15 protein-coding genes are annotated in these 13604 nt (G+C 48.8%); 6 read left to right on the plus strand and 9 right to left on the minus strand.

Annotated features, from left to right (window positions below; all coding sequences use genetic code 11):
- Positions 1-43 precede the first annotated feature (43 nt).
- A complete protein-coding gene (locus B5M13_RS21265) occupies positions 44-1228 on the minus strand; it encodes an esterase (protein WP_245859426.1) in 1185 nt (394 codons plus the stop codon).
- 457 nt (positions 1229-1685) lie between these two features.
- Between B5M13_RS21265 and B5M13_RS21270 the strand changes: the two genes are divergently transcribed.
- The gene (locus B5M13_RS21270; RefSeq protein WP_080057580.1) at positions 1686-3332 is read left to right on the plus strand and encodes a glycoside hydrolase family 28 protein; all 1647 of its coding nucleotides are present in this window, start codon (positions 1686-1688) and stop codon (positions 3330-3332) included.
- A 418-nt stretch (positions 3333-3750) separates the two neighbouring features.
- Positions 3751-4110 (plus strand): hypothetical protein, encoded by a 360-nt coding sequence (locus B5M13_RS21275; protein ID WP_080057581.1) that lies wholly within the window; start codon positions 3751-3753, stop codon positions 4108-4110.
- Between the two features lie 218 nt (positions 4111-4328).
- Here B5M13_RS21275 and B5M13_RS21280 read toward each other — a convergent pair whose 3' ends face one another.
- Positions 4329-4640 carry a hypothetical protein gene (locus tag B5M13_RS21280; RefSeq protein WP_080057582.1) on the minus strand — a complete coding sequence of 104 codons (312 nt, stop codon included), beginning with the start codon at positions 4638-4640 and terminating at the stop codon, positions 4329-4331.
- Between the two features lie 281 nt (positions 4641-4921).
- On the opposite strand from B5M13_RS21280, the gene B5M13_RS21285 reads away from it, so the two are divergent.
- Positions 4922-5323: an RDD family protein gene (locus B5M13_RS21285; protein WP_080057583.1), complete on the plus strand. Its 402-nt coding sequence runs from the start codon at positions 4922-4924 to the stop codon at positions 5321-5323.
- Between the two features lie 769 nt (positions 5324-6092).
- The gene (locus tag B5M13_RS21290; RefSeq protein WP_080057584.1) at positions 6093-6602 is read left to right on the plus strand and encodes a hypothetical protein; all 510 of its coding nucleotides are present in this window, start codon (positions 6093-6095) and stop codon (positions 6600-6602) included.
- Positions 6603-6929: 327 nt separating this feature from the next.
- Here the strand turns inward: B5M13_RS21290 and B5M13_RS21295 are convergent, their stop codons facing one another.
- On the minus strand, positions 6930-7592 hold the full coding sequence (locus B5M13_RS21295; protein WP_080057585.1) for an MltR family transcriptional regulator: 663 nt from the start codon (positions 7590-7592) through the stop codon (positions 6930-6932).
- A gap of 277 nt (positions 7593-7869) precedes the next feature.
- On the opposite strand from B5M13_RS21295, the gene B5M13_RS21300 reads away from it, so the two are divergent.
- Both B5M13_RS21300 and B5M13_RS34670 read left to right on the plus strand, forming a co-directional pair.
- On the plus strand, positions 7870-8343 hold the full coding sequence (locus tag B5M13_RS21300) for a hypothetical protein (protein WP_080057586.1): 474 nt from the start codon (positions 7870-7872) through the stop codon (positions 8341-8343).
- Positions 8344-8643: 300 nt separating this feature from the next.
- Positions 8644-8796: a hypothetical protein gene (locus B5M13_RS34670; RefSeq protein ID WP_394334322.1), complete on the plus strand. Its 153-nt coding sequence runs from the start codon at positions 8644-8646 to the stop codon at positions 8794-8796.
- Between the two features lie 477 nt (positions 8797-9273).
- Here the strand turns inward: B5M13_RS34670 and B5M13_RS21305 are convergent, their stop codons facing one another.
- The 6 genes from B5M13_RS21305 to B5M13_RS21325 all read right to left on the minus strand — a co-directional run bounded on the left by B5M13_RS21305 (position 9274) and on the right by B5M13_RS21325 (position 13483).
- A complete protein-coding gene (locus tag B5M13_RS21305; RefSeq protein WP_080057587.1) occupies positions 9274-9729 on the minus strand; it encodes a DUF3291 domain-containing protein in 456 nt (151 codons plus the stop codon).
- A gap of 18 nt (positions 9730-9747) precedes the next feature.
- Positions 9748-10731, minus strand: coding sequence for an NmrA family NAD(P)-binding protein (locus B5M13_RS21310; RefSeq protein WP_080057588.1), 984 nt, complete (start codon positions 10729-10731; stop codon positions 9748-9750).
- A gap of 18 nt (positions 10732-10749) precedes the next feature.
- Complete coding sequence (locus tag B5M13_RS21315; RefSeq protein WP_080057589.1) at positions 10750-11535, minus strand: SDR family oxidoreductase; 786 nt, start codon at positions 11533-11535, stop codon at positions 10750-10752.
- A gap of 75 nt (positions 11536-11610) precedes the next feature.
- The gene (locus tag B5M13_RS34675; protein WP_394334323.1) at positions 11611-11727 is read right to left on the minus strand and encodes a hypothetical protein; all 117 of its coding nucleotides are present in this window, start codon (positions 11725-11727) and stop codon (positions 11611-11613) included.
- A 30-nt stretch (positions 11728-11757) separates the two neighbouring features.
- The gene (locus B5M13_RS21320) at positions 11758-12621 is read right to left on the minus strand and encodes an SDR family oxidoreductase (RefSeq protein ID WP_080057590.1); all 864 of its coding nucleotides are present in this window, start codon (positions 12619-12621) and stop codon (positions 11758-11760) included.
- A 70-nt stretch (positions 12622-12691) separates the two neighbouring features.
- Positions 12692-13483, minus strand: coding sequence for an SDR family NAD(P)-dependent oxidoreductase (locus tag B5M13_RS21325; protein WP_080057591.1), 792 nt, complete (start codon positions 13481-13483; stop codon positions 12692-12694).
- Positions 13484-13604 lie beyond the last annotated feature (121 nt).

Below are 13604 nucleotides of genomic sequence, written 5' to 3' on the forward strand. Positions count from 1 at the left end.
ACAATGATTATACATTGTTCATTTTACATTATCCATTAACTAGTTATTTGCTGCGCCAGAGAGCAGGCAAAAGCTTATAATACAACAGATGCCGCCAGGTGCCCCAATCGTGGGCTCCGTCGCCACCTACGTAATACTCGTGTTTGATGTTATGACGCTGCAGGGCTTCATGCAGGGCGATCACTCGTTGTCCGATGGGTGCATTGGCCTCATTGGTGCCCTGCCCGACCAGCAGATAATCGACTTTCTGATTGGCGGATGGGTCATTCAGAAAAGCAGCACTGGTGGTTTCGCTGTCCACATCGCCCGCACTCAGGATGCCGAACGAACTAAACAGATCCAGATTTTTCAGGCCGACAAACTGCGTGTGCCGCCCTCCCATCGACAAACCCGATAAAGCCCGGCCCTTCCGGGTCGCGATGGTGCTGTACGTTTTGTCGACAAACGGGATAATCTGTGTTTTCAGCTCGTCTTCAAAGAGAGGGAATGTTTTGGCTGTGTGGCTTGGGTCGCTGCGGTGAACGACCTGATTGTTGGGCATGGCAATAATCATCGGCACCATTTTGCCCTCAGCCAGCAGGTTATCGGCAATAAAATTAGCCCGGCCGTCCAGTGCCCAGCCGGAGGCCAGTTCTCCACTACCGCCCACCAGATACAGCACCGGATACTTCTTTTTAGGCGAATAACCGGGTGGTGTATAGACGTACATTTCCCGTTCGCCATTCAGAACCGTCGAATGATAGATATGCCGCGTTACGGCCCCGTGCGGCACAGGTTTGGCGTCGTAATAGGCAGGCCCATCGCCCGGAACAACCAGATTGCTGTACCCAGGCTGATCGTTGAAACCCGTCAGTGTGTTGTTCGGATCAGGCACCGTTACCCCGTCGATCACGAACTTATACACGTAGATATCCGGCTTTACTGGCCCGACCGTCAGGGTCCACAGGCTATCGGTTTCCTTTTTAAATGGGATCGGATTTTTGGCCGATAGTGCCAGCAAGATTGGGCCTCCCGTCAGCATGACCTGTTTAGCTTCGGGGGCCTTGAGTCGAAAGGTAACTGTACGGTCGTCGCGAACTTCGGGGGAGATGACACTGGCCCCAAAAGGCATCAGATTCTGTGTATTCTTCTGTGGATTCCAGTCCAGATTGACATGCGCCTGCTGCGCGTTCAGGCCCCAACAGGCTGTGACTACCAGAGCGATACTCAGACTGCAAACTCGATACATAGTCATGCAAATAGCTTTGCGTCAAAAGTACATAAAGATTATGAGCAACTGGTAATTCTAAAAGGTTTTTTTGTAGCTTTTTCAGATAAACTATTGATCGACCGTATCGAGCCTGTACAGGGCTATCAGATACCGGTAACGAAGTTGATGGAACGCTCCAAACGCCATTAAACCTGAATGGACTTTTGTCATTTTGACGCAGCAGAAATCTTAGGAATAATCAATGAGTTAGCTGGAGATTTCTCCTGCGTCGAAATGACAAAAGTTTTCAGACATTTTCTCAAGAACGATAATTAATCGATCCAGCCTGACAACGTTCCCGGCAACGATTGCGTAAAAAAAGGGCAATCCTTTCTTGAAAGCGTCTCAATTTTTGGGTCACTTTACTTATCCAATTGGCCCATACACCCTGTTACATCCAAGTGAATAGGCCATCAACGTATTTGTCCCGATACCTATGAAAACGCTCGCTGGCTTAGTCCTCGTGGTACTGGCAACCGCCTTTCGTACCACGCTCCCCCATCAATCAACTGCTGGTACCGAACTGCCAAAGGTGGTAACTCCAACATTTCGGAAGGACACGCTCAGTATCAGCAAATTCGGCGCAGTAGCCGACGGGCTGACACTCAATACAGTCGCCATTACCAAAGCCATCGAGCAGTGTAACCGGGCTGGTGGCGGGGTGGTTCTGATTCCCCGTGGCTTGTGGCTGACGGGTCCCATCATCCTTAAAAGCCATGTCAATCTGCATCTGGCCGAAGGGGCTCTACTGCAATTTACCGATCAGCGCAGTGTGTATCCGCTGGTCAATACTACCTGGGAAGGCGAAGAAGCGTTACGCAATCAGGCACCTATTTCGGGGACCGACCTCGACAATATTGCCATTACGGGCAAAGGCATTCTGGATGGTTCGGGCGATGTGTGGCGGATGGTGAAACGGAGCAAACTAACTGACGATCAATGGAAAAAGCTGGTCGCATCGGGTGGGGTTGTCAATGAGAAGAAAGACATGTGGTACCCTTCTGAGCAGTCGTTCAAAGGCGCAACGATGTCGGCGGTAAAATCGGGCCAGCCGATGAGTTACTACGAGGGTATAAAAGACTTTCTGCGCCCCAACATGCTCAGCCTGACCCGTTGCAAGCGAATTCTGCTGGAGGGAGTTACTTTCCAGAACTCACCCGCCTGGTGTCTGCACCCCCTTCTTTGTGAGCACATCACACTGCGAAAGGTGACGGCTAAAAATCCCTGGTACGCTCAGAATGGTGACGGTCTTGATCTGGAATCGTGCCGGAACGGGCTGGTTGAAGACTGCACGTTCGACGTGGGCGACGATGGCATCTGCATTAAATCGGGTCGTGACGAGCAAGGCCGCAAACGGGGTGTACCGACCGAAAATATCATTGTGCGCAACTGCCGGGTGTATAATGCACACGGTGGTTTTGTGATCGGTAGCGAAATGTCGGGCGGGGTGCGTAATCTGTACGTATCGAACTGCACGTTCATGGGCACGGACGTAGGGCTTCGTTTCAAAACGGCTCGCGGACGGGGTGGAATTGTCGAAAACATCTTCGTCGATGGGGTTGACATGACCAACATTGCCGGAGAAGCCATTCTGTTCGATATGTATTATGCTGCCAAAGACCCCGTTCCACAGCACGGAGAACGTACTGAATTGCCCCAGATTCCGGCCCAGCCTCTGTCCGAAGGGACTCCCCAATTTCGGGCGTTTCAGATTCGGAATGTAACGTGCAAAGGCGCTGAAACAGGCATTATGGTACGCGGATTACCCGAAATGGCGGTAAAGGATATTCTGATCGAGAATGCGGTGTTGCAAAGCCGGAAGGGGTTGGTCTGCATCGAAGCGGAGAACATCCGTCTGAAAAACGTAACCCTGATGTCACCCGCCAAAACCCTGATGCAGATTCAGAACAGCCGCAGCCTTACCCTCGACAACATCCGCTATGCCGACGATACCGACCTGCTGATGCACATTTCCGGCGACCGCTCCAAAAGCATTAAGCTACTCAACACACCCACCTCGAAGGCCCGCAAAACCGTCGAAATCAGCGCCAATGCTCCGCCTAATGTACTGACGATGAAGTAAATTTTTGACTTTACGACTCTTCAGCGCCTTTTATCCGTCTATTGAACGTATAACCAAAACTTATTTGATCATTCTATTGCATAACTCCATCCAATCGCCTATGATTGCGAACAATTGTAGATCAATCAGCAGCGTATAAACTAACAGCACAGAACTATATCTCCTTATCAATCAATAGTTTTCAGTTCCGCAGTTCTGCGTACAATAATGCGTTGGGTGAACAGCCAAAAAGTGGTGTTCGTGTGCCAGCTTCTGTGCGACAGGCCGCACGTCCGCGACAGGGTGTTTTTTTGCTCATCAGGCGGCTTCGGTTGACAAGCCAACCGCCCCTTAATTTAAGGCTTGACAAGTTAGGTAGGTTACTTGTGACACGAGAAACACCCCGGTAAGCAAGTGGGTAGCAAAAAATAAAAAGAATATGGTTTGTCATCGGGAAATCTTCTTTGAAAACCAACTACCTTCAATAGAGGAAATAGTCAAGCATGTCAGTCAACGAACTGGTCTTGAGCCAATTTATGATGAGAACGACTGGTCATTGACAAATCCACATGATGAGATTGATTCATTTGGAATTTACTATGATGAGTCAAATCAGATTGTATTAACCAACTTCGGCTCATTGACTTATTTACTGGGCGCTACGTTACACACTTTAATTGCTATGGGCGGCAAATATGATGCGAAACCAGCTCAGTGGCCGACAAAGAAATGGAGTGAGGTTGCTGAGAAAGTCAAATCATTACCCCGACAGGAGCATCCTGATTGGGTGTTTGATTAATTTCGCATGGGTACCTGTCTGGCGACAGGAAGCGCGTCCCGTAGGCAAGCGGGTCAGCCCAACCAAACAGGGGTGTAAAGGTTGCAAGTGACTTGTGTTCAGGGAGGTAGCTTCATCATCCATCAACCCCTGTGGGTGTTGGGTGGCGGGTCAAAAATGGGTTCATAAGGCGGGTTACCTGCGACAGGGGAGCCGCCCCGACAGGCTGGCTTTTTGGCTCATTGGTTGGCTTTCGGTCGACAGGTTACACGGCTCCAAGGTGAGTTTTTTTGCTCATTGGTCGACTCCCGTTGACAGGCCAGCCGCCCCCTAATTCGGGCTTTGCCAAGCTGGGTAGCTCCCTGGCGACACCACAAACGCCCCGGTTGGGCAGGTTGAGCCAAGCGGTTTAGGTGCGTTGTTGGGCCGGTTCGCCGGTGCGATTCGTGTTTCGGCGTGAAATCGGTTTGCTGCGTTTGTGTTCGCTCGGCGTGGGCAGGCTCCCGCTGACAGGAAGCACGTCCCGAAGGCAAGCGTGTCAGCCCAACCAAACAGGGGTGTAAAGGTTCAGACGGTTCGCGTTCAGTTGAGTTGTTTGCCCACCATCAACCCCTGTGGTCGTTGGGTGCAAAGCTAACAGGGGCTTGCAAGGCGGGTTCCTTGCGACAGACAGAGCGGCTCAAAGGTCAGGCCTTTTGCTCGTTCGGCGGCTTCCCTGTGACACGAGAAACGCCCCGACAAGTCAGGTTTTGGTTTGCAAAGCAGCATCTTGGCGACAGAATAAACGCCCCAGTTGGGCAAGCCTTAAAACTTAACAACTTAAACAATTTCTATGGAAGCAAGTACCTCTACTGAGTTAGTATTCCCACCGCTTTGGAAACGAATTGGGGCTTATGTAATTGACCTCTATTTCATTTTTATGCTGGCTTATGTCCTGATTATCATTCTGCCAGAACCGCTTGCCGATCGATTTCGATTAGCCATTTTCGCATTAGCTGTTCTTTATGAGCCTATTTGCAATGCTACATTAGGCTACACATTTGGGTCTTTTCTTTTTAGGTTTCGCGTAAGAGATTCGGCTGACATAAGCAAAAAATTACCTTTTCATAGGGCTTTACTACGCTTTGTAGTCAAAGCGTTATTAGGGTGGATTTCGTTTTTGACAATTCACTCCGATCCTATGCGTAGAGCCATCCACGACCGTGCAGCAGGCTCAGTTGTCATTACCAAATAAAGCATGTGCCGTGTCGCGGGTGACAGGCAGCACGTCCGAAGGAAGGTGAGCAGCCCAACCAAACGGGTGTGTAAAGGTGCAGCTACGTGTGTTTAGTTGAGTTGAGCGCCCACCATTAACCCCCTGGGCCGTTGGGTGGAATATTAATGCCGAATTTCAAAGTCCAGCATCCGGGCGACAAGTTGCACGGCTCGTGAGGGCAGTTTCGTTCTTTCATTTCTGGCTTCGGTCGACAGGCCGCACTTGGGGACAGGTCACCCTTTTTGGGCAGGTCAGGTGGCGGATGCCAGCGGACAATTGGGCGTTGACAGGCTCCCAAAAGCGTCGGTCGACACCAGGTACTTGAGCCGTTGGCAGGCTCGACAACGTAGCAAGCTGCCGCGTCAAGCTTCGCGCTCGGTTTAATCGGACCGTGCGTTGTTATCGCTCCGCGCGGGGTCGCTGCCGGGTGACAGGCAGCACGTCCCGAAGGAAAGTTGGCAGCCCAACCAAACAGGTGTGTAAAGGTTGCAAGTCACTCGCGTTCAGTGTAGTTTTGCCATCATCCATCAACCCCTGTGGGTGTTGGGTGGCGGGTCTAAGATGGTAGTGTAAGGCGGGTTACGGTCGACAGGCAGCGCGGCTCGACAGGTAGCTTTTAGGCTCGTTGGTCGGCTTTGGTTGACAGGCCAAACAACTGAGTTAGGGAGATAAAAAGTAAGTTTGTTACGTCCGCTGCGACAGGCTAACCATTATAAGCAGGAAAACAATTTAGGTCCCGTTAGCAAGTATGAGAAGTTTCGTTTTTTCTGAGAATACTGACCGGTATAAAACCTTAATTTGGCGACAATTTTATCACTCACAGAAAAAAGAGTTCTTTCAACGTAAACGGGTTCAGACAACCGCCTTACTTGTTATACCATTTTTATTGCTTTTGGCATACTTTGCCAATCATAATGCCAATAATTTGGTAGCTGCTTCCATTCTGTTTTTGGTGCTGTGTCTTTGGATATTGCTCTTTTTCGTAAGAAGAAGTTTGTTGAAGGAAAGTATTGCTGATTTTCCAAATAGACATCCATATACGATAACACTAAGTGAGGAGGCTGTTACCTACTCAACAATAGTATCGCAAAGCGAAATAAAGTGGGAATACTTTCTTGAATACGAAGAATTTGAAAGAAACTTCATACTTTATTCACGCGAAAAACCTAAAGAGCCAATTTATTTGCCATTGTCCTTTTCCCCAGACAGTGAAGCTTTAGCCGCATTAGTTCGCCAAAAAGTTAAAGAAAGAGAATAAAAAAGGGGCTTTGGTATTTCGCATCCTGTCACCCTGCCGGGCGACAGGATGCTCGCCGGTTGGGAAGCTAGGGCAGCCCAACCAAACGGGGGTGTAAAGGTTGCGAGTGGTCTGTGTTCAGGGACGTAGCGTGTTCACCATCAACCCCTGTGGGTGTTGGGCGAATACAACAAGCAATAAAAAAGGCGTGTTTACGGGCTTCGTGTGACAGGCTATACGTCTAGCGACAGGGCGGTTCTGGTTCATTAGGCAGTTCCCATTGACAGGGCAAACGCGCCGACAGATTGGGTTTTCCAGTTAAAATTAAGTGAATTAGTACAGATTTTTTTATGTACTTCTTTTATCTGTAACCTTGTTAAGATGATCTAATAATATTCTAGCAATATCTTCATCGGGAAAAATAGCTCCTTCAGCTTGAGCATTTTCAACTGTCGACCAAAGATTTTGACTTAGCTGCTTAATCATATTTTTAGCATCTGTATTGTCAACAATTGTATTTGTCTTCTCTACAAATTCAGGATCAAATGTTAGAGTGCTGTGTATTTCGCCGACTATACCTGATACTGCATTAACAAAAATCCTGCGTGGCTCAATATCTCGTATTTCGTCACCATTGTACATAGAGCTTTTTATTTTAGCAATTTCGTCTTTTATCTTGTCGGTCTTAAAATCTATAATTTCAAAGCTGTGCCCAAACTCATTACGAATTTTTCTAACAATATTTAGATCTGTCATAGCTGTTTTACTCAATAAGCCGATTGAGTAAGAGAGATTTATTTTAGACGACAGTGTATTAAGAGATCCATTTGCATTAAATAAATTATCCTTATGCTTTTTGTTTCCAATCAGCTTCCTACGAAGTAGCTTTTCAAGGATGCTATCAATGTAAGACACCGCCATCAAACAGCATCCTCTGTCAGTTTCTTTATTAAGTTCTTTTCTTAACTTACTGACAGTTTTGAAGTTTTGGTAGATTTCCTCTTGAGTCATAAGTATACGGTATATAATTGCTGCTCTGATTTCTTTGGAGAACGTTTACGAAGTCAAAATTACATGAATATAAATAATGATCGAAGTTGTATGTCAGCTTCGTGATGTCACCCTTGCGGGCGACAGGCAGCACGTCCTGTAGGAAAGTTTTCAGCCCAACCTGCTGAGTGTGTAAAGGCAGCAGGTACGTGCGTTCAGGTGAGTAGCTTGTAGAGCCATCAGCACTCAGGGTCGTTGGGTGAGAGGTTTTTAAGTAATCCAATAAAAATCACTTTTAATGAAGCACGTTTTTCATTTACCCCAATTCCCAAATTCAACTTTTGAGATTGAGACCTCTATTTGGACTGGCAAATCAAAGTTGATTATGGACAATGAGATTTTAGAAAAAATTGACGAAAAAGGAAAACCTTTTTTAATTCCGACTCATGATGCAGGGTTTGTAAAAGCATTTCCTAAATCTTCGTTTCCTGATGCCATTTCAGTATTAGAAATAAATGGAGAAAATATTCAGATTTTAGAGAGACTAGAATGGTATCAGTACGTGATTGGTGGGCTTCCTATTTTACTACTTTTTGTCGGTGGAGCTATTGGTGGTGGAATCGGTGCGGTCGGAGCGGTTACAAACTTCAGTATTTTTAGGCAAGAAGGCAGTGATATTTCTAAATATCTAAAAGTGATTGGAGTTATCGTTGGGAGCTATCTTCTTTACCTACTTGTTGCTGGCCTATCTGTCCAATTGTTTAAAAAGTAATGCATCATTATTTAGTAATAGGAAGCAATCCTGTGTGTAGCGGTGGTATTTCACATACCTGTTGACAAGTTAATCACCGTTCGACAGCACGTTGACAAATACGTTTTGGCCGACAGAGCAACATGCCTTAGTAGAATCGTTTGACAGCCTCGGCTTGTTGGCTTCGGCCTCTCCCGGCTTATTCGGTTTCGTGCGTTGTTAGTCAGCCCCGTGTGGCAGGTTTAGACTTTTATTTTCGGGATTCGGCTGGATTTAGGCTACCAAGGCTTCGATACGTAATAGGATTGTCAACAGGTTATCATCCCCAAGAAGAAGCCTGGTAAGCAAGCCTTATTTGACCAAGACCAAGCCGCCAATCGACAAAAGTTCTCTGAGCAAATCTATGCTGAACATTCGATTGGCGGTCTGAAACGGTATCGCATTTTGTCAGATCGGTTACGGACTCATAACTAGGAAATGTACAATACAGTAGTCGACGTAAGTGCCGGATTTTGGAATTTTCATCTAACTAACTAGTTCATTATCAGCATTGCAACATATCTTGTAGTTAGGGCAAATAGTCTTTACCAGACTTTAAAATGCGTTTGGGTAAAATAGCGATAAACTTGTCAGGAACAATAACCTGTTGCTGGGCTCCTATATAACACATACTTTGCTGAGCACAAATCAAATGGGCTAAGTCTCAGATAATATTGTTGGTAAAGCCAGCCGGAATTTTGTTTAACTGTTCGTCAGATAGACCTGAAATTTGATCAAATACGAACTGTCTGTTTTCTTATTTTGTCAATTTTCCTATCCATTCTGCTCGTTTACTATAAGTGTCTCGCTACATGCCAGTATATGACGTTAACGTAGTTGCAAAGTAAGCTATAGACTATGCTAACATAGACTTAGAAAAGCGAACAGCGGCAAAGCTTACGAATGAAGGAGCTAGTAGCCGGGTGGAGCATAGGTCTTTTTAAAATCAAAAGCCAGTTCGGTAGCGCCATTTTCCTGGAGATACGCCAGTTTATCAACCGCTTCCTGCACGGTGGGCAACTGCCCGGCGGGTACCCACCATAGAGCCAGATACGCCCTGCCGAACCTATGAAACCACTCGCTTCGACGCTTCAAAAAATCAGTATGAACCGTTTTGTAGGTAAACGTTTTGAGGCTTTCCAGGTTCTCCCAGACTGACAAATTGATAATGATCTGCTCATCATCGAACGGGCTGATGCTGGTTGCCTTGTTCGATTCGTCTTTGAGCCGCCACACAAAACCCGCGCTGTTTTCAGCCAGGGTATTCACCTGGTCCAGATTGTCGGTAAACTCGGACATCATTGGATCGTCTATCATTACGCCTTTCATTCTGGCAATGTTAATCTCGGCTAGGTGGTAGTTCATCATCTGAGTTATAAGGCAGTCTTATGAAATAAACAGATAAATCCGCAGAAAAGCACCCTGAATTTTCTGGAGTACCGAGGCTGCCGGAGCCTCAAGATACGCAGGTGCGAATTTTTGACGGGCAAATTCATCCAGTGTTGTGGGCGTTGTGTTATGGGCTGTGCGGGGCTCGCCATGAACGCTGGTGGAATTAATACGCTCGTTTGTCTCGGCCAGCAACTGCGCCACATTGGCCGATATGGTCCCCGTGCTTTTCAGACCGTTGATCATGACGGCTTTTGGAAATTTCAGGTAGCGCAAAGAAGGCCTACCGATAGAAGCCCCCAGGATGGCGGTCACCTCGCTCATCGTATAGTCACGTGGCCTCTGGAGATAGTGGATGGTCTTCCCGGTAAAATCTAATTGCTTCAGATACGCTGCCGCTACCATCCCGATGTCCCGGCTATCGATACAGGGAAAAGCAAAGTCAGGGTTGATGGAAAGACCGTTGATACCGGCCATTTTTATTAACCCGATACTGTAGATGAAATTGTCCATGAACCATACAGCGCGCAGATGCACCACATTGAGATCGGGTAGGCGGTTAAGCAGGGTCTCCATCAAGTAACAACCGTAAATAGTACCTTTCCTGTCTGCCAGCTCAGCTCCCCAACTACTCAGAAACACCACATGCGTCAGACCAGCCACTCGGATGGCTTCCACAATATGTTCGTTGTACTGGCGCTGTTCGTCATGCAGATCGGGCGACAGCGTATCGCCGGGCGTCAGCACAAAGGCGGCTTTGGCACCGGCAAACACACGGTTCATAAACGCCTGATCGAGCAAAGAACCTGACCATAGCTCGGCTCCCTGCTCGGCCAGCTCCGTTAGTTTATCCACATGCCGGGCTACCGCCCTTACGCCAACATTGGCTTTTAGTAGCTGATGAGCTACAACCCTACCCACTCGACCCGATGCCCCCAGGACAATAATCGGTGGTTTGGCAGATTTCCGTTTATCGTTCATGCTCAGGTACGTTGCTGATCAGCGTTTTGACCAAAAAGGTGCCCCTTTTAGCATGTCTGATTCGGTCGCTACGCCGTCGCTCGACACCACAAATACGTTGCCTTCGGCAGGGGCAGGCCATTGCCTGGCGAAGGCCACAACAGCATCAGCAACATCCTCTTTCGTTTGCGCCTGGGTCATTCCGGCCACGAAATCTTCTTCCGAAACGCCCGTAAACGCAGCGTATTTTGGCACGACAACATCACCAACGCCGGTATCTTTCATGAGTCGCCAAGGCACTAACGTCAGGAAGCGAAGGCCCAGCCCTCCCCGGTTCGAAGCGAGTTGGGCATAGTTGGCCAGAAACATCTGCATCCGCTTGGAACCCGCATAGCCACCTGAAATGGGTGAACCACCGATGGCCGCCCCACTGGATAGGAATAAGATCAGGGTACCCGCTTTGGCTGGCCTTTTGAGCGCATACTGGGTCAGTAAATAGGAGGCTTTCACATCGGTAGTCCAGTTTGTACTGAAGGTCTCCCAGTCCAGGTCAACGACTGGTTGGGAAGGTGGCATGGCTCCACCCGCCAGAATCACGACGTCGGGAGCGTCCTGGAAGATGGTTTCAACGGTGGTTGTGTCCCTCATGTCTGCCTGTAAGGTACGTACACGGGGCCATTGGCTGACAAGTTCAGCAAGCGAGTCGGGGTTTCTCGCTACCACCCGTACATCGGCACCTTCCTGCAGAAGGGCTTCGACAATGGCGCGACCGGTGCCCCGGCTACCGCCAATAACGACTGCTTTTTTGTTTTTTAGAGGTTGCATAAATAGGTTACGTGCTTCACTCAGCACGGGGTGTATGATGGATTAATTTGTTTTTGCTATGGATTGCCCATTTATCTATGATGCGAATTGCTTTCGTGACAGATATTCACGAGCGTATTTTCTAATAGAAGAATTGCTCTGAACGATCTGCCCGTCTTTCACTTCGTATATCATAAGTTCATCAATCTTTATCCGGCTAAACCCGGAGTGAAAGCTGAAGTATTAACTCAGCATGGCCTGCATGCCAAATGCTGTCATAAACTGGTCATATTCCTTTTTCACAGAATTGTTTGCACTGGCAGTAAAGCTGCCAGCAACGGGGTCAACCACCGTCCGCAGGGGGCGTTGACCGGCGGGGGTGTCAATCAGGCTCAGAATCGCATCGGCAACCAGTTGCGGGTCAGGCTTCAGGGTAGCAAACATCTGGGCAACCCCGGCTCCCATCTGACCGGGAACATGGGCCAGCTCACCATACCCAGCAATGACGGTATTGTCTGACCCACTGACAATTTTGCCAAAAATCTCCGTCGGGAAAGCCCCCGGTTGCACCATGACCACATCCACTCCCAACGGTCTCACTTCGTAATGCAACCCTTCGGTCAGTCCTTCAACGGCAAATTTGGCGCTGTTGTACACCGTCTGAAACGGAACCGAGAAGCGGCCTGCCACACTGGAGATGTTGATGATTAATCCTTCTTTCTGCTGGCGCATGTGGGGCAAAACGGCCCTGATCAGGCGCCAGGGGCCTTTTACGTCCACGTCCATGACATTGTCGAGGTCATCATCCGTAAACGTTTCCGTAATGCCGGTCGCATACAGTCCGGCATTGTTGATCAGCACATCGATACGGCCTTCGTGGCCAAGGACGGTAGCTACCGCATCGGTCACCGACGCGCTACGGGTAACGTCGACATCCAGCACGGTTATACCCGCCTGTCGCACTAGTTCCTGTGCCTTATCGGCATTTCGGCTACTTACGTCGCGCATGGTTGCGTAGACACGATGCCCCGAAGCGGCACAACTCCTGGCTGTGAGCCAGCCAAAACCACTGTTCGTGCCGGTGATTAGAATCACTTTCTTGTTCATGTTCTTTGATTGGTCAATGAGGTAGGCGTATCCGATTCTTCGGACCTCTGCTCAGTACGAAAAGGAAGAATTAGTCAGCAATGGCGCCGAGGCTCATGTTTACTACGGTGCCCATCATAGCGCTTGCGTTGTCAGAAGCCATGAATGCCGCCACATCGGCCATTTCCTGAAGCGAAGGCAGGCGCTTGCGATGCGTTCGCTCGGCAACCAACTGCTGAAATTGCTCGCGGGTAATGTCGTACGCCCTGGCATGAAGGCCGAAGACTTCTTTTATGGTGTCGCTGTCCGGCATGCCGTGTGTCCGAATACCAAGCACCCGAACCCCTTTCGGTCCCAGTTCGACCGACAGATCACGAATCAGCGCTTCCTGAGCAGCCATCGCTACGGCTACTCCGCCCATCAGGGGGTTGGCAACCCGGGAGGGCGTCGACGTAACGGTCATAATTACCCCCGATCCTGTGGCAGCCATGAGCCGTCCGGCCAGTCGTGCCGTTATAAAATTGGCTTGAACGTGCGTCTGGATGGGTGCCATAAATTGATCGAGCGCCAGGGCGGTGAGTGGAACGCCTTGTAAGGTGGTGTTGCGAAGCCCAACCGCATTGAATGAAATGTCGAGCTTACCCGCTTGTTCGATCACTCCGGCAAGGTGCATCTCGACAGCTCTTTCGTCGAGCGCATCAACCTGGGCAGCCTCGGCAGAGCCTCCGGTGGCATTAATTTTTGCGGCCAATTCGTCCACCCCTGTCCGCGAATGGCCGGTCAGAAAAAGCGTGGCCCCCTCCCGGGCGAACGTCATGGCCACGGTACTACCTACCGCTCCGCTAGCCCCATAGATAACAGCTACTTTGTTTGTTAATAACATCGTTTTCAATTGAGTTATTGAATCCTAATCGCTAGGAATGAGACAAAAGTAGTGTCTTGATTTTGACCTGACAGGGTGTAAAATAGACATTTATACGGGTTGATCTGGACAAAAATTAGCC

The sequence above is a fragment of the Spirosoma aerolatum genome, assembly GCF_002056795.1.
GTDB lineage: Bacteria > Bacteroidota > Bacteroidia > Cytophagales > Spirosomataceae > Spirosoma > Spirosoma aerolatum.